This window comes from Salinicola sp. RZ23, assembly GCF_003206675.1.
GTDB lineage: Bacteria > Pseudomonadota > Gammaproteobacteria > Pseudomonadales > Halomonadaceae > Salinicola > Salinicola endophyticus.
Map to the genome: position 1 here is coordinate 26154 of NZ_PZJK01000018.1, position 21283 is coordinate 47436.

21 protein-coding genes are annotated in these 21283 nt (G+C 67.2%); 7 read left to right on the forward strand and 14 right to left on the reverse strand.

Annotated elements, in window-relative coordinates; translation table 11 throughout:
- Window positions 1–82 precede the first annotated feature (82 nt).
- A complete protein-coding gene (locus DOM67_RS17970; protein WP_110678476.1) occupies window positions 83–901 on the forward strand; it encodes an AraC family transcriptional regulator in 819 nt (272 codons plus the stop codon).
- A 183-nt stretch (window positions 902–1084) separates the two neighbouring features.
- Window positions 1085–1690 carry a LysE family translocator gene (locus DOM67_RS17975; protein WP_110678478.1) on the forward strand — a complete coding sequence of 202 codons (606 nt, stop codon included), beginning with the start codon at window positions 1085–1087 and terminating at the stop codon, window positions 1688–1690.
- A gap of 78 nt (window positions 1691–1768) precedes the next feature.
- On the opposite strand, the gene arfA is transcribed toward DOM67_RS17975, so the two are convergent.
- The 3 genes from arfA to DOM67_RS17990 form a co-directional block, all read right to left on the reverse strand.
- Entirely contained in the window at window positions 1769–1921 is a 153-nt protein-coding gene (arfA, locus tag DOM67_RS17980) for an alternative ribosome rescue factor ArfA (protein ID WP_110678480.1), read from the reverse strand.
- Between the two features lie 202 nt (window positions 1922–2123).
- On the reverse strand, window positions 2124–2702 hold the full coding sequence (gene mntP, locus DOM67_RS17985; protein WP_110678636.1) for a manganese efflux pump MntP: 579 nt from the start codon (window positions 2700–2702) through the stop codon (window positions 2124–2126).
- Between the two features lie 504 nt (window positions 2703–3206).
- Window positions 3207–3854 (reverse strand): tellurite resistance TerB family protein, encoded by a 648-nt coding sequence (locus DOM67_RS17990; protein ID WP_110678482.1) that lies wholly within the window; start codon window positions 3852–3854, stop codon window positions 3207–3209.
- A 225-nt stretch (window positions 3855–4079) separates the two neighbouring features.
- On the opposite strand from DOM67_RS17990, the gene DOM67_RS17995 reads away from it, so the two are divergent.
- Window positions 4080–5306: a methyl-accepting chemotaxis protein gene (locus DOM67_RS17995; RefSeq protein ID WP_110678484.1), complete on the forward strand. Its 1227-nt coding sequence runs from the start codon at window positions 4080–4082 to the stop codon at window positions 5304–5306.
- Window positions 5307–5327: 21 nt separating this feature from the next.
- On the opposite strand, the gene DOM67_RS18000 is transcribed toward DOM67_RS17995, so the two are convergent.
- The 10 genes from DOM67_RS18000 to DOM67_RS18050 form a co-directional block, all read right to left on the reverse strand.
- Window positions 5328–5948 carry an NUDIX hydrolase gene (locus DOM67_RS18000; RefSeq protein WP_110678486.1) on the reverse strand — a complete coding sequence of 207 codons (621 nt, stop codon included), beginning with the start codon at window positions 5946–5948 and terminating at the stop codon, window positions 5328–5330.
- A 97-nt stretch (window positions 5949–6045) separates the two neighbouring features.
- A complete protein-coding gene (locus DOM67_RS19865) occupies window positions 6046–6840 on the reverse strand; it encodes a hypothetical protein (RefSeq protein ID WP_157958898.1) in 795 nt (264 codons plus the stop codon).
- A 160-nt stretch (window positions 6841–7000) separates the two neighbouring features.
- Window positions 7001–7981, reverse strand: coding sequence for a class 1b ribonucleoside-diphosphate reductase subunit beta (gene nrdF / locus DOM67_RS18015; RefSeq protein WP_110678638.1), 981 nt, complete (start codon window positions 7979–7981; stop codon window positions 7001–7003).
- Window positions 7982–8056: 75 nt separating this feature from the next.
- The gene (gene nrdE, locus DOM67_RS18020; RefSeq protein ID WP_232825312.1) at window positions 8057–10228 is read right to left on the reverse strand and encodes a class 1b ribonucleoside-diphosphate reductase subunit alpha; all 2172 of its coding nucleotides are present in this window, start codon (window positions 10226–10228) and stop codon (window positions 8057–8059) included.
- Window positions 10210–10614 (reverse strand): class Ib ribonucleoside-diphosphate reductase assembly flavoprotein NrdI, encoded by a 405-nt coding sequence (gene nrdI / locus DOM67_RS18025; RefSeq protein WP_110678494.1) that lies wholly within the window; start codon window positions 10612–10614, stop codon window positions 10210–10212. The genes nrdE and nrdI overlap by 19 nt, the downstream gene beginning before the upstream one ends.
- A gap of 178 nt (window positions 10615–10792) precedes the next feature.
- Entirely contained in the window at window positions 10793–11017 is a 225-nt protein-coding gene (nrdH, locus tag DOM67_RS18030; RefSeq protein ID WP_035475161.1) for a glutaredoxin-like protein NrdH, read from the reverse strand.
- 461 nt (window positions 11018–11478) lie between these two features.
- Complete coding sequence (gene gnd / locus DOM67_RS18035) at window positions 11479–12384, reverse strand: phosphogluconate dehydrogenase (NAD(+)-dependent, decarboxylating) (protein ID WP_110678496.1); 906 nt, start codon at window positions 12382–12384, stop codon at window positions 11479–11481.
- Window positions 12385–12510: 126 nt separating this feature from the next.
- Window positions 12511–13725 (reverse strand): 5-demethoxyubiquinol-8 5-hydroxylase UbiM, encoded by a 1215-nt coding sequence (gene ubiM / locus DOM67_RS18040; protein WP_110678498.1) that lies wholly within the window; start codon window positions 13723–13725, stop codon window positions 12511–12513.
- 122 nt (window positions 13726–13847) lie between these two features.
- A complete protein-coding gene (locus DOM67_RS18045) occupies window positions 13848–14036 on the reverse strand; it encodes a hypothetical protein (protein WP_110678500.1) in 189 nt (62 codons plus the stop codon).
- A gap of 56 nt (window positions 14037–14092) precedes the next feature.
- The gene (locus DOM67_RS18050) at window positions 14093–14998 is read right to left on the reverse strand and encodes a LysR substrate-binding domain-containing protein (protein ID WP_110678502.1); all 906 of its coding nucleotides are present in this window, start codon (window positions 14996–14998) and stop codon (window positions 14093–14095) included.
- Window positions 14999–15180: 182 nt separating this feature from the next.
- Between DOM67_RS18050 and DOM67_RS18055 the strand changes: the two genes are divergently transcribed.
- The 4 genes from DOM67_RS18055 (at window position 15181) to DOM67_RS18070 (ending at window position 19810) form a co-directional block, all read left to right on the forward strand.
- On the forward strand, window positions 15181–16164 hold the full coding sequence (locus tag DOM67_RS18055; protein ID WP_232825313.1) for a TDT family transporter: 984 nt from the start codon (window positions 15181–15183) through the stop codon (window positions 16162–16164).
- 112 nt (window positions 16165–16276) lie between these two features.
- A complete protein-coding gene (locus tag DOM67_RS18060) occupies window positions 16277–17923 on the forward strand; it encodes a gamma-glutamyltransferase (protein ID WP_110678504.1) in 1647 nt (548 codons plus the stop codon).
- Window positions 17920–18873 (forward strand): glyoxylate/hydroxypyruvate reductase A, encoded by a 954-nt coding sequence (locus DOM67_RS18065; RefSeq protein ID WP_110678506.1) that lies wholly within the window; start codon window positions 17920–17922, stop codon window positions 18871–18873. The genes DOM67_RS18060 and DOM67_RS18065 overlap by 4 nt, the downstream gene beginning before the upstream one ends.
- Before the next feature lie 79 nt (window positions 18874–18952).
- Complete coding sequence (locus DOM67_RS18070) at window positions 18953–19810, forward strand: HAD-IIA family hydrolase (RefSeq protein ID WP_110678508.1); 858 nt, start codon at window positions 18953–18955, stop codon at window positions 19808–19810.
- A 35-nt stretch (window positions 19811–19845) separates the two neighbouring features.
- Here DOM67_RS18070 and hemG read toward each other — a convergent pair whose 3' ends face one another.
- The gene (hemG, locus tag DOM67_RS18075; RefSeq protein ID WP_110678510.1) at window positions 19846–21270 is read right to left on the reverse strand and encodes a protoporphyrinogen oxidase; all 1425 of its coding nucleotides are present in this window, start codon (window positions 21268–21270) and stop codon (window positions 19846–19848) included.
- Window positions 21271–21283 lie beyond the last annotated feature (13 nt).

A 21283-nucleotide genomic window follows, 5' to 3' on the forward strand; every position in this document is an offset into this window, starting at 1 on the left:
ACCGCCGTGCACGAATCTTCCAGACGCGGTGGGGTGGGCGTGGCAGACTGAAGCCGCGTCCACGTCATCCAGGAGGATGAGCATGTCTTCGACCGGGTGGATCGATCTGCAGCGCCACGCTAGCGGTATCGAGACCCTGCGCGCCCACTTCGAGGGCCACGCCTACGATCCCCACTGGCACGACAGCTACCTGGTCGGCTTCACCGAACAGGGCGTGCAGCAGTTCCACTGCCGGCGACGGCGCCACGACAGCACCCCGGGGCGGTTGTTTTTCGTCGAGCCCGGCGAGCTCCACGACGGTCACGCGCCGGCCGCGGGCGGGTTCACCTACGCCATGCTCTATCTCGACCCGGCCTGGCTGCAGCGTGAGCTGCGCCAGTTCGGCGATGCCCCGGTCAGCAGCGGAGAACCCGGCTTCCGGCGCACCCTGGCCGACGACCCGGAGCTGGCGCGCCAGGTGGCTGCGGCCTTCAGCGCTCTGCGCATGCCCGGCTGGCAGCTGGCCAAGGAGACGCATCTCGACGCCGTGCTGCGCGGCATGCTGCCCCACCTGGGCTGGCACGAGCGCGCCCTGGGCGACCCACGCCTGCCGCGCACCGCGCGTCTGGCCCGCGACTATCTGCACGCCCACTGCGAGCAGGATATCGGCCTGGAGACGCTCGCCGCCCACTGCGGCGTCGATCGTTTCCGTCTCAGCCGCGCTTTCAAGGCCGCCTTCGGGCTGGCGCCGCACGCCTACCTGGTACAGCTGCGACTCGCCCATGCGCGCCGCTGCCTGGCCGTGGGCGATGCCCCAGCCGAGGTCGCGGCACGCTTCGGCTTCGCCGATCAGAGCCATCTGGGGCGCTGGTTCCGGCGCGCCTACGGCCTCACCCCTGCGGACTACTGTCGCCGCCGCTGAGCGGCCTTGAGTCGATCCACTCCTGTCGACCCGATTCCATCGATCCGACCCCGTAGACCCAAACCGGCCGATCCCGTCACCTCGACCCGATCCCACCGGCCTGCCGGCTCTGCTCAGATCTTCCAGACGCGTCAGCCGCGCCAGGCGATAGTCGGGGCTCTCGCTGTCCCATGGAGCCACCCCATGCCGAACTGGTTACCCTTCGCGCTGTTCGCCATCGTCGCCTCGATCACCCCGGGGCCGACCAATCTGCTGATTCTGCACCAGGGGCTGCATCACGGCTTCCGGCGCACCCTGCCGGCGGTCATCGGTGCCAGCCTGGCCGCCGCCACCCTCGTGCTGCTGGTGGGGCTGGGCCTGGGCCAGCTGCTGATCAGCCGGCCCTACGCAAGCCTGGCCCTGAGCTGGCTGGGCGTCGTCTGGCTGAGCTGGCTGGCATGGCGTCTCTACCACGCCCCGGCACCCTCGACGGAGCGCGCTGAGGGTATGCGAGCGCCGAACTTCGGCGCCAGGCAGGCGGCCATACTGCAGCTGATCAACCCCAAGACCTGGCTGATGGCACTGGCAGTGGTGGGCGTGTTCGCCCCGCATCATGTCACCCCGGTCGCGATCGCGGGCCTGGCGGCGATCTTCGCCACCCTGGCCATGCCCTGCCTGGCAGCCTGGGGGGCGATGGGAGACGGCGCCGCGCGACTGCTGCGCTCTCCGGCGCAGTGGCGGCTATTCAACCGCGCGCTGGCGCTGGTTTTGCTGCTGGTGGCGTGGTGGAGCGTGCTGATGCCGGGCTGAGGCGGTACTCGGAGAGAAGATGACGAGAGGACAAGCAGCCTGCGGGGTGACAGGAAAGCGCCATGGCGAAACGGCCTCTCAGGCCGCTTGGCGATGGCGCCCCCCTTGGGCACCACGGCCCTTGCGTGAATAGCTGCCCTTGCCCTTCTTGGGGGTCTGCTGCTGCTGGCGAAACTGCGGTGTGCGTAACGCGGCCTTGAGCGCGTTGTCGCGGATCGGCTGACGAGCCATGGAAGCTCCTTGAGGTTCAGGGTGGCTAATCGAAATGCGTGATCAAGATGGAGAAAGCAGCGTGGTAATTCAAGCCTGGTGGTTCGAGCCTGCCGGCACCCGATCTCCTGAGAAGCGCACCAACGGCAGGCGCCAAATGCCAACGGCCACCGAGGGTGGCCGTTGACGTCTACCTTGCCGTGCGGGCGGGGCCCGCTATCGCTCAGGCACCGGCGAGATGCTGATAGAGCACCATGCAGCCGATCACGATCATCACCAGACCACCGCCGATCTCGGCGCGCTTGCCGATCAGCGAGCCGATGGCGCGGCCGAGCATGATCCCGATGGTGACCATCAGCGTGGTGGCCAGGCCGATCGCCATCGCCGCGACCAGAATATTGATATCAGCGAAGGCCAGTGTGACGCCGACCGCCATGGCATCGATGCTGGTGGCCAGGGCGGTGGCTGCCACCAGCCAGAACGAACGCCGTGCCGGGACATCCGCGTCTTCCTGAGCCCGCGGGTCGTCGGGCTTGAGTCCGGCCCAGATCATGTGCGAACCGAGACCGGCCAGCAGCACGAAAGCGATCCAGTGATCCCACTCGGAGACGAAATGGGTCGCCGCCAGACCGATGGCCCAACCGATGACCGGGGTGATCGCCTCGATGGTGCCGAAGATCACGCCGATGCGCAGCGCCTCGGGAAATCGCGTGCGCTTGAGCGAGGCGCCCTTGCCGATCGACGCGGCAAAGGCGTCGGTCGACATCGCGAAGGCGAGCAAGACAAGAGATGCGGGATTCATGGCGTCGTCCAGCCGGTAGTTGAACCACGACACCCACCAGGCCCGACTCTGCGCCGCGGGTGTCAATGGTCTCGCCAACCGAGATCGGTGTACGTGCCACGGCCAGGGCCGAGTGTGTTGACACGCACGCCGCTGGACCAAGATCTGCACGCCAGCGACCGGCTACTCCCCAAAGAGACTCAGACTATAGCCATCACCCCGAGCACTTTCAATAAATGATTGAATTTAAAGGGAAAAATACACCACGGTTAATTCGTGTCGTCGGCGTTAATCAAGTTCACCCAAGTTGAACTTTGAACATGGGGTTGCGCAACCGCCTCAGCAGCAAGCCGTCAGTACCGTGGCGATCCAGCCGCGCAGCCGTTCCGAGGCGATCTCGCCACGCGAATAGCGCAAGTGACAGGCCAACGTCGCCATGCGCGTATCCCTCAATACCGTCATCGAAGGCGCCGGCTCTCCCCGCCCCGCCTGAGGGCGCCCCACCCGCCCACGACCGCACACGGCTCAGACCGCGTGCACCTCTCGTTCGAGGGCCTGGCGCATCTCGCTATCCAGTGACAGCGCCTGCGCCAGCTGGTCGAGCCACGCCTTCTCCATCGGGTTCTGGTCGTCGATGATCGCCACGCTGGCAAGGTAGAGCTCGCGGGCCGCCTGGGGCGAGTCGGCATCGCGCGCGATCGCCTCGGCATCCAGCGGCGCCGACATCTCGCGCTCGACCCAGGCGTGCAGTTCATCATCCGCCCCCAGGGCATCGATCTGCTCGCCCAGGGCGGCGCGCTCGACGGCGTCGATATGGCCATCGGCGCGCGCCGCCGCGATCATCGCTCGCAGAATCGACAGGCTGCGGGTCTCCTGGCGCTCGCCGGAGAGCTGCTCCAGCGGTTGGTCGGTGGCGGTCGTCGCCTCGGCGGGCGCCGACTTCTGCTCCTGATGCGCCTGCCAGGCTTTCCAGGCCAGGGCGCCCAGGCCGGCCAGCGCGCCGTACTTGATCGCCTTGCCGCCCAGGCTGCGCCCGCGCTTGCTGCCCACCAGCAGGCCCGACGCGCCGCCGCCGAGCAGCGACTTGACGTCGATGCCGTTGCCGCCGGCCTTCTGGCGCTGACCGCTACCCGCCTGCTGCATGAGCTGGGAAAGGATCCGTTGTGCGTTCATCTGCTGTACTCCGCTGCCTGTCGAGAAGAAGTGAGGCCGCCAGCGTGGCCCCCAGCCACGGCGCCGGCCAGGTGTGCCAGTTTGCCGCAGCGACGGGTACTCAAGGCGCTGGCGCAAGCGCCGATAAAGCGTATTCGGCGCCCACGCGAATCGGCGCCGTTCCGGCCGACACCTGCGTGGTGACGCCCGGCACTCGGATACTAAGGGAAGGCAGGTGAACCAAGCATGAAACGTCTCGCAGACATGACCGTGAAGACCAGCTGGCTGCTGGTACTGTTGGCATTCACACTCCTGGTGCTGGGGGTCGCGGGGTTGGCCGCCTACGCCGTCAACACCGATGTCTCGCCGGCCCTGATCAACGCCGGCATTGCCGCCGCGGTGGTGGCGACCCTGGTTCTGGTGGCGATCGTGCTGTGGGGCGTGACGGTCAACGTGATTCGTCCGCTGGAGCGCCTGGTGGCGCACTGCGAGAAGCTCGCCACCGGCGATCTGTCAGTGCCGGTGGAGCGCCGCGGCAACAATGAGATCGGGCGGCTGTTCGCGGCCATGGCGCAGACCCAGAGCCATCTCTCGAGCACCGTCGGCAACGTCCGCAACGCCTGCGACAACGTGCTCGACGGCGCCAGCGGCATCGCCCAGGGCAACACCGACCTCTCCTCGCGCACCGAGCAGCAGGCGGCATCGCTGGAAGAGACCGCTGCCAGCATGGAGCAGCTGACCTCGACCGTGCGCCAGAACGCCGACAACGCGGTCCAGGCGAGCCAGCTGGCGAGCGAGGCCACCGATGTGGCGAATCGCGGTGGCGAGGTGGTCGGCGGCGTGGTGAGCACGATGCACGCGATCAGCGAGAACTCGCGCCAGGCGGTGACGCTGCTCGACGCCATCGACTCGGTGGCGTTCCAGACCAATATCCTCGCCCTCAACGCCTCGGTGGAGGCGGCCCGCGCCGGCGAGCAGGGCCGCGGTTTCGCCGTGGTCGCCAACGAGGTGCAGACACTGGCCAGGCGCTCCGCCGATGCGGCCAAGGCGATCCGCGACCTGATCCAGCGCTCCGCCGAGCGGGTCGAGAGCGGTGCCGCTCTGGCCGACAAGGCCGGCACGACGATGCAGGACATCGTCAACTCGATCACCCGGGTCAGCGAGATCATGCACGAGATCGCGGCGGCCTCGGAGGAGCAGAACCACGGCATCACCCAGGTCAACCAGGCAGTGACCCAGATGGACCAGGTCACCCAGCAGAACGCCGCGCTGGTGCAGCAGGCCGCCAACGCCGCGCGGGCGCTGGAAGAAGAAGCCAACGAGCTGCAGTCGGTGGTCGCGGTGTTCCGCCTCGATGCCAGCGCCGTGGCCAGCCCGCAGGCCGCGCCGCTGCCGGCGGCGAGCGCCAAACCTGCAAGCGCCCAGCCGGCCCGGCGCCGCGAGGCGGAGACCGCCGAGTGGGAAGCGTTCTAGACGCCTCGTCGGCTGAATTCGCTAGTCGATGATCGTGGGCCGCTGCGGCTGGGCATGAAAAGCGAAGGCATCCTCGATGTCGCGGGCGATCGCCCGCGGCGTCGAGAGCGGCGGCAGCGCGTCGGGCGCGAAGTAGGCGGCATCCAGCACTTCGTGCCCGGGGTCCAGCGCGGCGGCGTCGAGCCGCTCGCAGAGGAAGAACAGCTTGTAGAAGTCGAGCACATCCGGCGGATAGGCGTGCCGCGCCTTGTGGCGGATGGCATAGAGCCGCTTGACGCGCACCCGTATCCCGGCCTCCTCCCACACCTCCTTGCAGGTATTGTCCGCGGCCGACACGCCCACCTCGGCATAGCCACCGGGCAGGGTCCAGCGGCCATCCGAACGCTCCTGTACCAGCAGAATGCGACCTTTCTCGATGACCGCCGCGCGCACGTCGATCTTGGGCGTGACATGGCCCTCACGCGGACCCAGCGCCGTGGCGATACGCTCGGGGGTAGCGTCGCCCAGCGCCGCCATCATCTCGCGCGAGAGCGCAGATAACTCCTCGTAACGTTCCCGGTCGAAGGTGTCGCGGCAGTAATGCAGCCCGGTATCGGCGAGCGCGGAAATACGCTTGGCCCAGCTCAGCCATTGATCTTCCATGGGGGTCCATCCTGCGGCGAGTGAAGGTCCCAGACTAGCAAGTGCACTTGTGGCACGCACAAAAAAGCCCTTCCTGAGAAGGGCCTGGTGGTGCGACTCAGGGCGCTGGCGGCGCGTCAGGCGCTGGCGGTGCCGAGGGCGTGCCGGGTGCAGGAGGCGCCGGCGGCGCCTCGGGGGCCGGCGGCTGCCCGGCGCGGGGCGGCCGCGGCGGCTGGGTCAGCGCCTCGAAGGCGGTGACCTGGTCCGGGCTCAGCACCTGGGCCAGGGCGCTGTGGCGCTGCTCGATCAGGCGTCTGAAGCGCTCGCCGCGCGGATCGCCAGCCTCGGCGTCAGGCGCGGCATCGGGCCGCTTGAGCTGGTGCAGGCCATCGAAGAAGGTACGCTGGGCGTTGAGCACTTCCGCACGCTGCTGCGGGGCGAGCTGCCAGGTCGCGAACAGCGGCGTGAAGCGCGCCTTCAGGTCGGCGTCCAGGGCCGCCGGATCGTGACCGCGGCGCGGCCCCGGGTGGCGTGGCATCGCCGCTTGCCGTTCCAGCATCATATAGGCGCGCAGCTGCGCCGGATCCAGCACCTTGGCGAGCTGCTGGCGCTGCTGATCGAGCAGCGCATCGAGCGCGGCACGGCGCTGCTCAGGAGCCGCCTGGGAGCCATCGCCGCGCAGCTTGTGCAGGCCATCACGGAAATCGATATCCGCCCGGGTCAGCGCGGCCTGCTGCTGCTGATCGAGCGACCAGCTGGCGACCACGGCATCCTTCAACGCAGTGGCGTGCGTCGGCTTGGCGCTATGGGGGGCCGGCGGCTGCGGCTGCTCGGGGGGGGTAGCCAGCGCCAGTGGTGACAGTGCGGTGAGGGTAACGGCGAGCGCGAACAGTGACTTGGACCTTGCTTGCATGACGACACGACTCCAGTGGCGCACCGGGATACGGTGCACCCTCACTATCGCCGCACTTCATGCACACAGTGTGCAGCGAGCATGGAAGCTCGACCCCAGACGCGCCAAACCGCCCAGGTGGGGCGGTTTGGCATGAGTCGACCGGAGAGGTTGCCGAGCTTCAGAACGCCCAGTCCTCGTCTTCCGTACTGACCGTCTTGCCGATCACGTAGGAGGAGCCGGAACCGGAGAAGAAGTCGTGGTTCTCATCGGAACCCGGCGAGAGCGCGGCGAGGATCGCCGGGCTGACGTCGGTGACGCTGGCCGGGAAGAGCGCTTCGAAGCCCAGGTTCATCAACGCCTTGTTGGCGTTGTAGTGAAGGAACTTCTTGACGTCTTCGGTCAGGCCGACATCGTCGTAGAGCGCCTCGGTGTATCTCACCTCGTTGTCGTAGAGCTCGTGGAGCAGCTCATAGGCGTAGATCTTGATCTCTTCCTGGCGCTCCGCCGGCAGCTGGGCGAGCTGGCGCTGGAACTTGTAGCCGATGTAGTAGCCGTGGATCGCCTCGTCACGAATGATCAGACGGATCAGGTCGGCGGTGTTGGTCAGCTTGGCGCGGCTGGACCAGTACATCGGCAGGTAGAAGCCGGAGTAGAACAAAAACGACTCGAGGAAGGTGCTGGCGACCTTGCGCATCAGCGGGTCTTCGGCGCGGTAGCGCTCGAGGATCAGCTCCGCCTTCTTCTGCAGGAAGGGGTTCTCCTCGCTCCAGCGGTAGGCGTCGTCGACGTCGCGGGTGGCACAAAGCGTCGAGAAGATCGAGCTGTAGGAGCGCGCGTGGACCGACTCCATGAAGCTGATGTTGGTGATCACCGCCTCTTCGTGGGGGGTCACCGCATCCTCGATCAGCGTCGGTGCGCCGACCGTCCCCTGGATGGTGTCGAGCAGGGTGAGACCGGTGAAGACACGAATGGTCAGCTGCTGCTCTTGCTCGGTCAGGGTGTTCCAGGACGGGATGTCGTTGGAGAGCGGAATCTTCTCCGGCAGCCAGAAGTTGCCGGTCAGACGGTTCCAGACCTCCAGGTCCTTGTCGTCCTGAAGGCGGTTCCAGTTGATCGCATCGACCCGGCTCAGATGGCGGGCTGCAGAGGTCGCGGGCATATCCATGAGCATGTTCTCGTTCGGTTGACGCCGGCGCGAGCGCCGGCGCGTTCCAACAAATTCAGACAGTCGGGCTTAGAGCGTGCAGGAGACGCAACCTTCGACTTCCGTCCCTTCCAGCGCGGCCTGGCGCAGACGAATGTAGTAGATCGTCTTGATGCCTTTGCGCCAGGCGTAGATCTGCGCCTTGTTGACGTCACGCGTGGTCGCGGTGTCGCGGAAGAAGAGCGTCAGCGACAGGCCCTGGTCGACGTGCTGGGTCGCCTCGGCGTAGGTGTCGATGATCTTCTCCGGGCCGAGCTCGTAGGCGTCCTGGTAGTAGGCCTGGTTGTCGTCGGTCAGGTAGGGCGCCGGGTAGTAGACGCGGCCCAGCTTGCCCTCCTTGCGGATCTCGACCTTGGCCGTGACCGGGTGGATGCTCGACGTCGAGTTGTTGATGTAGGAGATCGAACCGGTGGGCGGGATCGCCTGCAGGTTACGGTTGAACAGCCCGTGGGCCATCACCGATGCCTTCAACTCGCGCCAGTCGTCCTGGGTCGGGACGTGGATGCCGCTCTTCTCGAACAGCCCGCGCACCTTCTCGGTCTTGGGTTCCCACGCCTGCTCGGTGTACTTGTCGAAGTACTCGCCGCTGGCATAGGTCGACTGCTCGAAACCGGCGAAGCGCGTGCCACGCTCGATGGCGATGCGGTTGGAGGCACGAATGGCGTGGAACGCCACGGTGTAGAAGTAGATGTTGGTGAAATCCAACCCCTCTTCGCTACCGTAGAAGATACGCTCGCGGGCCAGGTAGCCGTGCAGGTTCATCTGCCCCAGGCCGATCGCGTGGGACTTGGCGTTGCCTTCGGCGATCGACGGCACCGAGGAGATATGGCTCATCTCGGAGACTGCCGTCAGGCCGCGGATCGCGGTCTCCACGGTGGCACCGAAGTCCGGCGAGTCCATGGTCTTGGCGATGTTGAGCGAGCCCAGGTTGCAGGAGATGTCCTCGCCGATCTGACGATAACCGAGGTCGTCGTCGTACTCGGTCGGGGTGTTGACCTGCAGGATCTCCGAGCACAGGTTGGACATGTTGATCCGGCCGTGGATCGGATTGGCGCGATTGACCGTGTCCTCGAACATCAGATACGGGTAGCCGGATTCGAACTGCAGCTCGGCGATGGTCTGGAACAGCTCGCGGGCGTTGATCTTCTTCTTGTGGATACGGCCGTCGTCGACCATCTCGTCGTACTTCTCGGTGATGCTGATGTCACCGAAGGGCACGCCGTAGATGCGCTCCACGTCATAGGGCGAGAACAGGTACATGTCCTCGTTGCGCTTGGCCAGCTCGAAGGTGATGTCCGGCATCACGATACCCAACGAGAGCGTCTTGATGCGGATCTTCTCGTCGGCGTTCTCGCGCTTGGTGTCGAGGAAACGCAGAATGTCCGGGTGGTGGGCGTTGAGATAGACCGCCCCGGCACCCTGACGCGCGCCCAGCTGATTGGCGTAGGAGAAGGCGTCTTCGAGCATCTTCATGATCGGAATGATGCCTGAGGACTGGTTCTCGATGCGCTTGATCGGCGCCCCCGCCTCGCGAATGTTGGAGAGCGAGAACGCCACCCCGCCGCCGCGCTTGGAGAGCTGCAGCGCCGAGTTGATGGAGCGCCCGATGGACTCCATGTTGTCCTCGATGCGCAGCAGGAAGCAGGAGACCAGCTCGCCGCGCTGACGCTTGCCGCAGTTGAGGAAGGTCGGGGTAGCCGGCTGGAAACGCCCGTGGATGATCTCTTCTACCAGCTGGCGCGCCAGGGTCTCGTCACCGCGTGCCAGCGACAGTGCGACCATGCACACGCGATCCTCGAAGCGCTCGAGATAGCGCTTGCCGTCGAAGGTCTTGAGCGTGTAGCTGGTGTAGTACTTGAAAGCGCCCAGGAAGCTCTGGAAGCGGAACTTGACCGCATAGGCCTGATCGAACAGCGCCGTGACGAAGGCGAAGTCGTACTGGTCGAGCACTTCCTGCTCGTAGTAGCCCTCTTCCACCAGATAGTCGAGCTTCTCCTTCAGCGAGTGGAAGAACACGGTGTTCTGGTTCACGTGCTGAAGGAAATATTGACGCGCGGCCTCGCGGTCCTTGTCGAGCTGCAGACGCCCTTCGGCGTCATACAGGTTCAACATGGCGTTGAGCGCATGGTAGTCGAGCGTCTTGGCATTGTGATCGGCGGGCGATCGCGCTGCCGTCTCTTTTTCTAGGCTGAGCGTTTCCAAAATTCATTCACCCCTGCAAGGACGCGACGGACATCCTCATCGGTGCCCATCAGCTCGAAACGGTAGAGATACGGTACCTGGCACTTCTGCGCGATCACCCGGCCAGCCAGACCGAATGCCGCCCCGAAGTTGGCGTTGCCACCGGCGATGACCCCGCGGATCAGCGACCGGTTGTGCTCATCGTTGAGAAAGCGGATCACCTGCGGCGGTACCGCCGTGCGTGGCTCGCCATCGCCGTAGGTGGGCACGATGAGAATATAAGGTGCTACGACGCGCAGCGGCGGATCATCGCGGTTCAGCGGGATCCGGCTGGCCGGCAGGCCGAGCTTTTCCACGAAGCGTCGCGTGTTGCCTGATTTGGTCGAGAAGTAGACCAGCTCAGCCATGACGACTCCCCTGCGCTTCTGCGCGATTCAGGTCGTGTCGGGTTCGACTGCGGCCTGGAGACTCTCTGCGAGCGCGGGGCGATGCCATGCGGCGGCCGCTCTGCCGCGCTCTCCAGACCGGACCGGCGCGCCTGGCGCGGTCCGTGCCATCCGGGGCGGGCGCCCCGGGAACAACGAATCAGGCGACCAGCGTGCTGATCTTGTCCGGGCGGAAACCGGCCCAATGATCATCACCTGCCACCACGACCGGCACCTGACGGTAACCGAGATCCTGCACACGCTGCATGGCAGCGGCGTCCTGGGTCAGGTCGACCACGGTATAGTCGATCCCTTGTTTGTCCAGCGCGCGATAAGTGGCGTTGCACTGGACGCAAGCGGGTTTGCTATAGATCGTGATGCTCATGATAATCATTACCATCCGTGATAGGAAATAGCGCCCATCGCTGGCCGATGGTGCGGGCCTTGGCGGCGTCTGGACGCCCGTTGCGTGGTGTCCGCCGCCTCTGGAAAAACACTATATATGGTAGCCTGGCGTTTTTCCAAGCATAGATGTGGTTTTTTTCTGTGTATTCCCTGTGGATATTTTCGACCCCTTCGGGAGGGCCCACCGTTGTGCGCCTCACGCCTTGTCAAGGGCCGAAAATTTCTCCCGCGGAGGTGGAAAGCCCTCGAGAACGGCAGAAAAGGGCCTCCGAAAACGTCGAACGCGCCGTTCGACTGGTAGCGAACAGCGCGTTCGGGATACTACATCTGGTAGCGCACTCTCTGGTCGATCCTAGCCGATAGACGCTATCCAATAGACACTATCCAATAGCCCCTGTCTGACAAGCCCGCCCCGGAGAGAGCCGGGGTATTAGACGGAGCCTAGTCCGACTTGATCGCGTGACCGCCAAATTCATTGCGCATCGCGGCGAGCAGCTTGTCACCGAAGGAGTTCTCCTCCCGCGAGCGCAGGCGCTCGAGCAGGGAGAGGGTAATGACCGGCGCGCTGACGTCAAGCTCGAGCGCTTCGGCCACGGTCCAGCGTCCTTCGCCGGAGTCCGAGACGTAGGGCGCGATGCCCTCGAGGGAAGGGTTCTTGTCCAGCGCATCGGCGGTCAGGTCGAGCAGCCATGAACGCACCACACTGCCGTAGCGCCAGATCTCGGCGACCTGGTGCAGGTCGACGCCGAACTCCGCTTTCTTGCTCATGATCGCGAAGCCTTCGGCGTAGGCCTGCATCAGGCCATACTCGATACCGTTGTGGACCATCTTGGTGAAGTGGCCGGCACCGGCAGGACCGACATGCCCCCAGCCCTTGTCCGCCGCCGGCGCCAGGGTCTCGAACAGCGGCGTGAGCGAGTCGACCACGTCGTCCTCGCCGCCGATCATCATGCTGTAGCCCTCGGCGAGCCCCCAGACCCCGCCGCTGGTACCCACATCGACGAAGTGCAGGCCCCGCTCGCCGGCGCGCTCGGCCCGCCGCAGGCTGTCCTGGTAGCGCGAGTTGCCGCCATCGATGACCACATCGTCCGCCGCCAGCAGCGGTTCGAGTTCGGCGAGCAGCTTGTCGACGAGATCCCCCGCCGGCACCATCAGCCACACGATCCGCGGCGACGGCAGCGCCTCGATCGCCGCTGCCAGCGATTCAGCCGGCTCGATGCCCTTGTCCGCCGCCTTGGCGCGCGCCTCCGGGCTCGGATCGGAACCGACCACCCGATGTCCGCCGCGTACCAGCCGTTCGGCCATATTGGCGCCCATGCGCCCCAGCCCCACCATTGCGAGTTCCATGTGACATCCTCCTTCGAGGGTTCGAGCCGCGCCACCGACCTATCGATATCCATGCACTGGGGCACGACGATGAGATGTTTCAGAGCCTAGCGGAAAATCCTCCTGCCGGTGGCGATCACCCGCCTACTAGCCTGCAGAGCGCATCAGATGGCCGGCGATCAGCCGCCGCACCGGCCAGGCGGCTTCACCGGCGCGCAGTATGGCCTTGCGCAGCAGCCGTGCTGGCGGACGTTCATCGGTGTAGAGGCCGACGATCGCCAAGGTGGCGGCGAACAGCGGCCCGGTCGCCAGACGCTGTTCGCGCTGGTAGCGCGCCAGCAGCCGGGGCGCGCCGATATCCTGCCCCGCCTCGCGGGCATCGCCGATCAGCCCGGCGAGACGGCGCACGCCCTCGAGGCCGAGGTTGAAGCCGTGGGCAGTGACCGGATGCATCCCCACCGCGGCATCGCCGAGCAGTGCCTGGCGCGGCCCCACGAAACGCTCGGCGTAGACACTGACCAACGGGTAGCGACGCGCCTCGGCGGCCTGGGTCATCGTCCCCAGACGCCCCTCGAGACGGCGAGTGATTTCGGTTTCGAACTCAGCCTGGGGCAGCGTCATCAGCGCATCCATCTGCGCCGGCGGCAGGGTCAGCACCACCGACGAGCAGTGGCTGTCCACCGGCAGCAGCGCCAGGGTCTGGCCATGGCCGAACCACTCCCAGGCGGTGAAGTCGTGGGGCTGTGCATGGTGCATGCGGCATACCAGCATGTGCTGGCCGTGCTGATAGGTATGCGCGGGGATGCCCATCGCCCGGCGCGTGGTCGAGAAGCGGCTGTCCGCCGCCACCAGCAGCGCGGCCTCGAGGGTCTCGCCCCCGGCCAGGCGAATCTCGACCCGGGTGTCGTCGGCGCTGGGGGCAAAGGCTTCGACCTCGCTCTCGGTGCGCCACAGCACCTCGGCCCGGGCCTCGGATGCTGCGCTGAGCGCGGCGTGGGCCGCACCACGAATCACCCGATTGGGCACCAGACAGCCGAGCTCGGCGTCCTGCCCCGCACGCGGCGCTATCTGCATGGCGAACAGCGACTGGCCGTCGAAGACCTTGGCGGCACGCATCGTCGCGCGCTCCTCATGGGGTATCCGCGGCCACACGTCGAGCGCCTCGAGGGTCTCCTGCGAGGCTCGCGTCAGCGCGATCTCGCGGCCGTCGCTGGGCGGTGCTTCGAGACTGGCGCGCGGCTGCCGATCGATCAGCAGCGCGCTGACGCCGCGCCGCGACAGCGCGTTGGCGAAGCACAGGCCGATCGGTCCGGCGCCGACGATCGCGACGTCGACCCGCGTACTGGGGTTGGATCGTTCCATCTCTAGCGCTCCCTACCGTGATGGGGCGTCAAGATAACCAAAAATGGGCCGCGGGTAATCCCGCGGCCGGGCGCGCAGGCGCGACGGAAGCGCGCACCCGACGCCTTGCCACACGGCGAGCGTCAGTACTTGTCGTCGTGAATCCGGGTATGGCCCTGCTTGTCCTTGAACACCTTCTCCTCGAACTCGACCTCGAGGTGCGCATCGCCCTTCTGCTTGAGACGGTGATATTCGAGCCCGCTGAAACTCAGCTCCAGACTGTCGTCGTAGGCGTCGAGCAGACGTTTGAATTCACCCACGGTGATGATCATGACCTCTCCTTTGGCGGTACCCGTGACCGGCGTCCCTATCCGGCCCTCTCATCAGACTAGACCAAGTCATCGCCCTCGGGGTTCCCCTCTGCCCGACAGAAGGCCACGAAACGCTCGAGCAGCGGGCTGCGATACTTGTCGCGATGCAGCACCAGGCTGAACTCGCGGGTCATCTCGAGGCCCACGTCGAGTTCGACCAGACGCCCGTCGCGCAGCGCATGGCGCGCCTCCAGCCGCGACAGGCAGGTCAGCCCCAGGCCCGCCGCGGCGGCATTGATGATCGCCTCGGCGGAGTTGATCTCCAGCCCCGGACGCCACGCCGGCAGCCTCGGGGCGATATAGCGCATGAACTGCTCGCGGGTACCCGAGCCCGGCTCGCGCAGCAGCCACGCCTCCCCCGCCAGGGCCTCGATCTCGAGTGGCCCCGCCGCCGCCAGCGGATGGTCGGCGGCGGCGGTCACCACCAGCCGATCCCGGCGCCAGGGGGTGACGTCGAAGCGCGCATCGGCGACGCGCCCCTCGATCATGCCGATATCCAGCTCGAACGCCTCCAGGGCCGTGCAGATCGCGGCGCTGTTGGCGATGGTGAGCTGCTGCTGATGATGGCCGGTGGCATCGCGGAAGTCGCGCAGCAGGCGTGGCAGCAACTGGTGGCCGATGGTGTAGCTGGCCCCGATGTGCAGCTGGCCCCCCAGCGTGGTGGCGTCATCGAACAGCTGCTCGAGGGTGGCACTACGCGCCAGCAGCTCATCCGCCAGCGGCAGCAACCGACGCCCCTGGTCGTTGAGATAGAGCCGATTGCGGTGGCGGTCGAACAGGGTCCGCCCGCACTGCTTCTCCAGCTCGGCCAGGGCGATACTCAGCGCCGGCTTGCTCAGAGAGAGGCGTTCGGCCGCCGCGGTCAGGGTGCGCTCCCGGGTCACGCTGACGAAGACCTGGAGCTGGCGCAGGGTGATGGCCATGGGATACCTCTTCATCGCGGTGAATGTCTCGGGAGCCGTGTCTGGGTGATCGCGTCTACAGAGCAGGGCAGACAACTTCGTTAATTATAATAAAACGCCTGGTGAAGAAAGTTAAAATATATCGATAGCACGAAAAGCCATAAGATGGGCAGCATTCGATCATCCTCACCGTCGAGGTTCCCATGGCGACACGCCTGATGACCCTGCACCAGCGCCTGCAGCACGCCCCCACCCCCATGGCCGGCCTGGCCCTTGGCATCTCGAGTCTAGGCTGGGCGTGGGAGAGCTTCGCCCCGCTGGGCGGCGTGGCACAGGCGAGCGGCGCGCTGATCGCCGCCGTGCTGCTGGCACTGCTCAGTGCCAAGTTCGTGCTCCACCCACGGCTGCTGTGGGCGGACCTGGCGCACCCGGTGGTGGGCAGTGTGGTACCCACCTTCGCCATGGCGACCATGGTGGTATCGAAGACCGCGGGCACCTGGCTCGCACCAAACCTGGGCGTGGCCCTGTGGCTGGTCGCGGTGGCCCTGCACCTGCTGTTCCTGGTCGCCTTCGTGGTGCATCGGGTGCGCGACTTCGAGCTGCACCACATGGTGCCGGCGTGGTTCGTGCCGCCGGTGGGGATCATCGTCGCCGACGTCGCCTTCCCCGGCGTGGCCGCGCTGCATCCGCTCGCCCTGGGCCTGCTCTCCCTGGGCATGGGCCTCTATGCGGTGCTGCTGCCGGTGATGATCTACCGGCTGATCTTCGCCGCCGAGATCCCCGATCCGGCCAAGCCCACCATCGCGATCATGGCAGCCCCCGCCAGCCTTTCGCTGGCCGGCTACCTGAGCGTGGTCGCCAGCCCCTCGCCGCTGCTGGTGGCGCTGCTCGGCGGCATCGCGGTGCTGATGACGCTGATCATCTACCTGGCCTTCATCAGGCTGCTGCGCCTGCCCTACAGCCCCGGCTACGCCGCCTTCACCTTTCCCATGGTGATCGGCGCCACGGCACTGGTGAAGACCGCGGCCTGGATGCAGCAGGCCGGCTTCCATCACCACGACATCGCCATCGTCCATGGTCTGGCCACACTGGAGATCGTCGTCGCCAGCGTGATCGTCGGCTATGTGGCGCTGCGCTATCTCGGCTTCTATCTGGGTAGCTGGCGCTTGGCCGCGGGCGCCGCCTGAGGCCTGGTATGAAAACTGCCTGCGCCCGGCCAGGTATCGCTCCTGCGGGGTGATCTTTTCGCCACAGGCCGTATGATCGCAGAGAGACCCGACTGCGCGAGGCCGCCCGGCAATGCTCCTCCCCAGCCCCCATGCCGATAGCGACAACTGGACCCTGACCACCCCGGCGGTGCGCTCGCCGCGGGGTGCGGTGGCCGCCCAGCACCGGCTCGCCGCCCGCGCCGGGGCGGCTCAGCTCGATGCCGGCGGCAACGCCGTCGATGCCATCGTCGCCACCGCTTACGCCCTCAACGCCGTCGAGCCGTGGATGTGCGGGCTGGGCGGCTCGGGCTTCATGGTGATCTGGCTGGCCCGGGAGCAGCGCGCCGTGGCGCTCGATTTCCAGGGCACGCTGGCTGAGGCCATCCGTCTCGCCGACTATCCGGTCGACCCCAGCCGGCCGAAGACTCCGATGGGCTTTCCCGGGGTGGTCGACGACGCCAACATCGCAGGCTATCGCTCGATCACCGTGCCCGGCGCCGTGGCCGGGCTCGACCAGGCGCTTACGCGCTTCGGCTCGCGCCCCCGCGCCGAGGTCATGGCACCGGCCATCGCGCTGGCCGAACGCGGCCTTCAGGTCGACTGGTTCACCACCCTGCAGATCGCACTCTGTGCCCGCACTCTGTCCCGCGACCCGACCTCGGCGGCGATCTATCTGCCCGACGGGCATCCGGCCGCGCCCGAGAGCCGCCTGCGCATACCGCAGCTGGCCGACACGCTCACCGAGATCGCCGCCGGCGGCGCCGATACCTTCTATCGCGGAGAACTGGCAACGAAGATCGTCGCCGACCTCCAGGCCGGCGGCTCACGCCTCTCGCGAGACGATCTGGCAGGCTACACGGTGCGCGAATATACGCCGATGATGGCCACGCACCGGGGCTATACCCTCTATACCCCCGGGGAGGCCTCGGGCGGGCTGCGCCAGCGCGAGATGCTGGCCCACGCCGAGACCGCGATGCCGGTGCCGCCCGCACGGCCGACCCCGGCGACCTGGGTGGCCTACGCCGAGGCGCTGGAGGCGTGCTGGCGCCAGCACAAGATTCGCACCGGCGTGCTGGCGCCGAGCGCCGGGCATCGCGATCACAGCGACGGCGAGAACGGCGCCTGCACCTCGTCGATGTCCGCGGTGGATGCCGAGGGCAACATGGTCGCGCTCACCTATACCCTGCTCAACCGCTTCGGCTCCGGGGTCACGCTGCCCCAGACCGGCATGCTGATGAACGACAGCGTCAGCTACTTCGACCCGCGCCCCGGCTATCCGACGACCATGGCCGGCGGCAAGCGCATCAACTCGTCGAACATGTGCCCCACGGTGGCGGTGAAGGACGGAGAGGCGCGCTTCTCGGTGGGCGCTTCCGGTGGCAACCTGATCATGCCCGCGGTGACCCAGGTCGCGGCGCTGATGATGGACTTCGGCATGAGCCTGGAAGAAGCCGTGCATCACCCGCGCCTCGACGCCAGCCATCGCGGTTCGATACGCGTCGACCCGCGCCTGGACGCGGCGACGCTGGCCGCGCTGGAGTCACGCTTTGCGCTGGAGATCGCCCAGCAGCGGGTCTTTCCCAAACTCTACGCCTGCGTCTCGGGGGTGGCGCGCGATCCGGCTTCGGGCGAGTGTGTCGGCCTCAGCGACCCCACCCAGCCGATCGGCGGCGGCGCCACGCCGGCGCCGTTCCAGCTCGACCCGCTCGCCGACACCCCGCCGGAGGTACGCCCATGAGCGCATCGCCGGAACGCGCCACGATCGTCGTCTCGCTTCCCGATGCAGCCAAGATCGCCTGGTGGATCGACCAGCTCGCGCCACTGCTGCCCGGCTGGACGCTGCGCCCGGCAGACGATCCCGGCGACCCGGAGGCGGTCCGCTATGCCGTGGTCTGGCGACCCGCCGACGGCACCTTCACGCCCTTTCCCCATCTCAAGGCGATCGTCTCGCTGGGCGCGGGCATCGATCACGTCCTGGCCGACCGCGAGCTGCCGCCGGGGGTGCCGATCATCCGCACCGTGGGGGCGGACCTGACCCAGCGCATGCGCGAGTACGTGGCGCTGCACGTGCTGCGCCACCACCGTCAGATGCCACTGATCGCCGCCAACCAGCGCCAGCAGCGCTGGGCGCAGCAGGTGGTGCCGCCGGCCACCCGGCGCCGTGTCGGCGTCATGGGCCTCGGCAATCTCGGCGCCAGCGCCGCCGCCACCCTGGTCGGGCTCGGTTTCGAGACGCTGGGCTGGGCACGCACGCCGCGCCCGCTGGAGGGCGTGGAGGTCCACGCCGGCCCGGCGGGGCTGGCCTCCTTCCTGGCGCGCTGTGAGATCCTGGTGTGTCTGCTGCCGCTGACGCCCGCCACCGAGAACATCCTCGACGCCGCGCTGTTCGCCAGGCTGCCCCGCGGCGCCAGCCTGATCAACGCCGGGCGTGGCCCGCATCTGGTCGAGGAAGACCTGCTCGCTGCGCTCGCCAGCGGCCAGTTGCGCCACGCCACCCTCGATGTCTTCCGCCAGGAGCCGCTACCCCAGGCGCATCCGTTCTGGCACCACCCGGACATCACCGTGACGCCCCACGTCGCTTCGCTGATCGACCCGGAGAGCGGCAGCCGCATCGTCGCCGCCAATATCCAGCACTTCGAGACCCACGGCGAGGTCGCCGATCTCGCCGATGCCGCACGCGGCTACTGAAAGGCGTTCGAGTTGCTAAACTGCCTGTACACAAGATCATCATCGACACTCTATCCACAGCCGCACGCCGAGGGGTTTCATGGCCGACAACCGCAGCTCCGACACAGCGTCGTCCGCCAAGGGCGCGTCCGGGAAACAGAGCAAGAGCCAGGGCGAGAACACCGCCAGCCGGCGTAACATCAAGTCCTGGCTGACCGACATGGATGGCGTTCTGGTCCATGAGAACAAGGCGATCCCCGGTGCCGCCGAGCTGATCAATCAGTGGCGCGAGCGCGAGATTCCCTTCCTGGTATTGACCAACAACTCCATCTACACGCCGCGCGACCTCAGCGCCCGGCTGCAGCACAGCGGCATCGAGGTGCCGGAGGAGCGCATCTGGACCTCGGCGCTGGCCACCGCGGCCTTCCTGCGCGATCAGGCCCCGGGCAGCTCGGCCTTCGTCGTCGGCGAGGCGGGCCTGCTCACCGCGATCCACGAAGCCGGCTTCATCATGACCGACACCAAGCCCGACTACGTGGTGCTCGGCGAGACCCGCTCCTACTCCTTCGAGGCGATCACCAAGGCGATCCGCCTGATCCGGGATGGCGCGCGCTTCATCTGCACCAACCCGGACGCCACCGGTCCCAGTGCCGAAGGCGTGCTGCCGGCGACCGGCGCCGTGGCCGCGCTGATCACCGAGGCGACCGGGCGCAAGCCGTACATCGTCGGCAAGCCCAATCCGATGATGTTCCGCTCGGCGCTCAACAAGCTCGGGGTGCACTCGGATGGCACCGGCATGATCGGCGACCGCATGGACACCGATATCGTCGCCGGCATCGAGGCAGGCATGCACACCGTGCTGGTGCTCAGCGGTATCGCCGACAAATCGGAGATCGAAAGCTACCCGTTCCGGCCCAAGGAGATCCTCGCCTCGGTGGCCGAGCTGGTGGACAAGTAGCGGCCGACAAGTCACGCCCGCCCCGGGCTCGCCGCTCAACGAGTGGCGAGCTTCTCGCCCATCAGCCGGCCATTCTCCAGGCAGTCGCCCACGGCGATACCGCCACGCCAGTTGCCGCCCAGGTGCAGCCCGGGGTGACGTGCCAGTGCGGCGTCGAGCCGTGCCAGCCGTTCGCCATGGCCGAGTTCGTACTGCGGGATTGCCTGCGGCCAGCGCACCACCCGCCGCCATACCGGCTCACCGCGGATACCCAGGATATCGCTCAGGTCGGCCTGCACGCGCTGACTGAGGGTGTCATCGTCGCCCGCCGCGGCCTCGGGGTCCTGGCGGCCGCCGATGAAGACGTTGAGCAGCTTGTGCCCGCAGGGGGCGCGGCCGGGAAAGAGCGTGGAGGGGAACAGCGCGCCCAGCGTCTGGCGCCCTTCGGCCCGCGGGATGAGCACGCCGAAGCCATCCAGCGGATGGTCGATATCGGCATCGCGAAAGCCGAGCGCCACGGCGTTGACCGGCGGATAGGCGATCGCCGAAAGCGGCTCGGCCAGCGCCGGATCGAGCGCCTCGAGCCAGCTCGCCGCCAGCGGCGCCGGCACCGCCAGCAGTAATTGCCGCCCACGCCATTCCCGTCCATCGCGGGCCGTCGCCACCCAACCCTCGCCATCGCGACGCACGCCGACGATCTCGCACTCGGTCTCGAGGGTGGCACTCGGCCTTGCCGTGATGCACTCGGCCAGACGCTCGGCCAGACGCGCAAGACCCTCGGGGAAGTTGACCAGCTGGCCGCGCCAGTCGGCCGGCACGGGCGAGGGCTCGCGCCGGCTCTGGCGCAGGCGCTTGAGACCACCGAGGATCAGCGAGCGGTGCTCGCGCTCGATCGCGGCCAGGCGCGGCATCGCCGCCTGCACCGAGAGCTTGGCCGGATCCCCGGCATAGACCCCGGAGACGAAGGGATCGACCATGCGCTGGAGCACGCGCCGGCCAAGACGTCGCTCGACGAACGCCGCCAGTGACTCCTCCGCCTGGCGCCCACGCGGCAGCAACGGCTCACGCAGCAGGCGTGCCCAGCCACGCCAACCGATGATCGGGCTGGTCAGCGCCTCGACCGGTGTCATCGGCAGGGCCACCGGCTTGCCGTCGAGCACCACATAGCGCTTGTTGGCAATACGGTTGGCCGGCTGCGCCTCACCCAGGAGATCGAGCTCATCGAGCAGGGCGTAGAGCGGCGGCTTCATGATCACGGTATTGGGGCCGTGTTCGATCTGCCACTCGCCGTCGCGCTCGCTGGCGATGTTGCCGCCGACGCGCGCGCCGGCTTCGAGCAGCGTCACCCGTCGGTCCTGCTTGGCCAGAGCCCAGGCAGCGGCGAGGCCAGTGGCCCCGGCACCGACGATCAGGGTGTCGGAGGGCGCTTCATGTGGGTCGGCAGGCGTGTCGGCCGGGAGGTCTGGAGCATGGCTGGTCATGGGAGCTCGCGCG

Coding starts and splice junctions, on each gene's coding strand:
- DOM67_RS18000 (WP_110678486.1), bottom strand. CDS start 5,948: ATGGAAGATCAATGGCTGAGCTGGGCCAAGCGTATTTCCGCGCTCGCC.
- DOM67_RS17990 (WP_110678482.1), bottom strand. CDS start 3,854: ATGAACGCACAACGGATCCTTTCCCAGCTCATGCAGCAGGCGGGTAGC.
- DOM67_RS18060 (WP_110678504.1), top strand. CDS start 16,277: ATGCTCCTCCCCAGCCCCCATGCCGATAGCGACAACTGGACCCTGACC.
- gnd (WP_110678496.1), bottom strand. CDS start 12,384: ATGGAACTCGCAATGGTGGGGCTGGGGCGCATGGGCGCCAATATGGCC.
- ubiM (WP_110678498.1), bottom strand. CDS start 13,725: ATGGAACGATCCAACCCCAGTACGCGGGTCGACGTCGCGATCGTCGGC.
- mntP (WP_110678636.1), bottom strand. CDS start 2,702: ATGAATCCCGCATCTCTTGTCTTGCTCGCCTTCGCGATGTCGACCGAC.
- DOM67_RS18065 (WP_110678506.1), top strand. CDS start 17,920: ATGAGCGCATCGCCGGAACGCGCCACGATCGTCGTCTCGCTTCCCGAT.
- nrdH (WP_035475161.1), bottom strand. CDS start 11,017: ATGAGCATCACGATCTATAGCAAACCCGCTTGCGTCCAGTGCAACGCC.
- arfA (WP_110678480.1), bottom strand. CDS start 1,921: ATGGCTCGTCAGCCGATCCGCGACAACGCGCTCAAGGCCGCGTTACGC.
- DOM67_RS17970 (WP_110678476.1), top strand. CDS start 83: ATGTCTTCGACCGGGTGGATCGATCTGCAGCGCCACGCTAGCGGTATC.
- DOM67_RS19865 (WP_157958898.1), bottom strand. CDS start 6,840: ATGCAAGCAAGGTCCAAGTCACTGTTCGCGCTCGCCGTTACCCTCACC.
- DOM67_RS18050 (WP_110678502.1), bottom strand. CDS start 14,998: ATGGCCATCACCCTGCGCCAGCTCCAGGTCTTCGTCAGCGTGACCCGG.
- DOM67_RS17975 (WP_110678478.1), top strand. CDS start 1,085: ATGCCGAACTGGTTACCCTTCGCGCTGTTCGCCATCGTCGCCTCGATC.
- nrdI (WP_110678494.1), bottom strand. CDS start 10,614: ATGGCTGAGCTGGTCTACTTCTCGACCAAATCAGGCAACACGCGACGC.
- DOM67_RS18055 (WP_232825313.1), top strand. CDS start 15,181: ATGGCGACACGCCTGATGACCCTGCACCAGCGCCTGCAGCACGCCCCC.
- nrdF (WP_110678638.1), bottom strand. CDS start 7,981: ATGCCCGCGACCTCTGCAGCCCGCCATCTGAGCCGGGTCGATGCGATC.
- hemG (WP_110678510.1), bottom strand. CDS start 21,270: ATGACCAGCCATGCTCCAGACCTCCCGGCCGACACGCCTGCCGACCCA.
- DOM67_RS18045 (WP_110678500.1), bottom strand. CDS start 14,036: ATGATCATCACCGTGGGTGAATTCAAACGTCTGCTCGACGCCTACGAC.
- DOM67_RS17995 (WP_110678484.1), top strand. CDS start 4,080: ATGAAACGTCTCGCAGACATGACCGTGAAGACCAGCTGGCTGCTGGTA.
- DOM67_RS18070 (WP_110678508.1), top strand. CDS start 18,953: ATGGCCGACAACCGCAGCTCCGACACAGCGTCGTCCGCCAAGGGCGCG.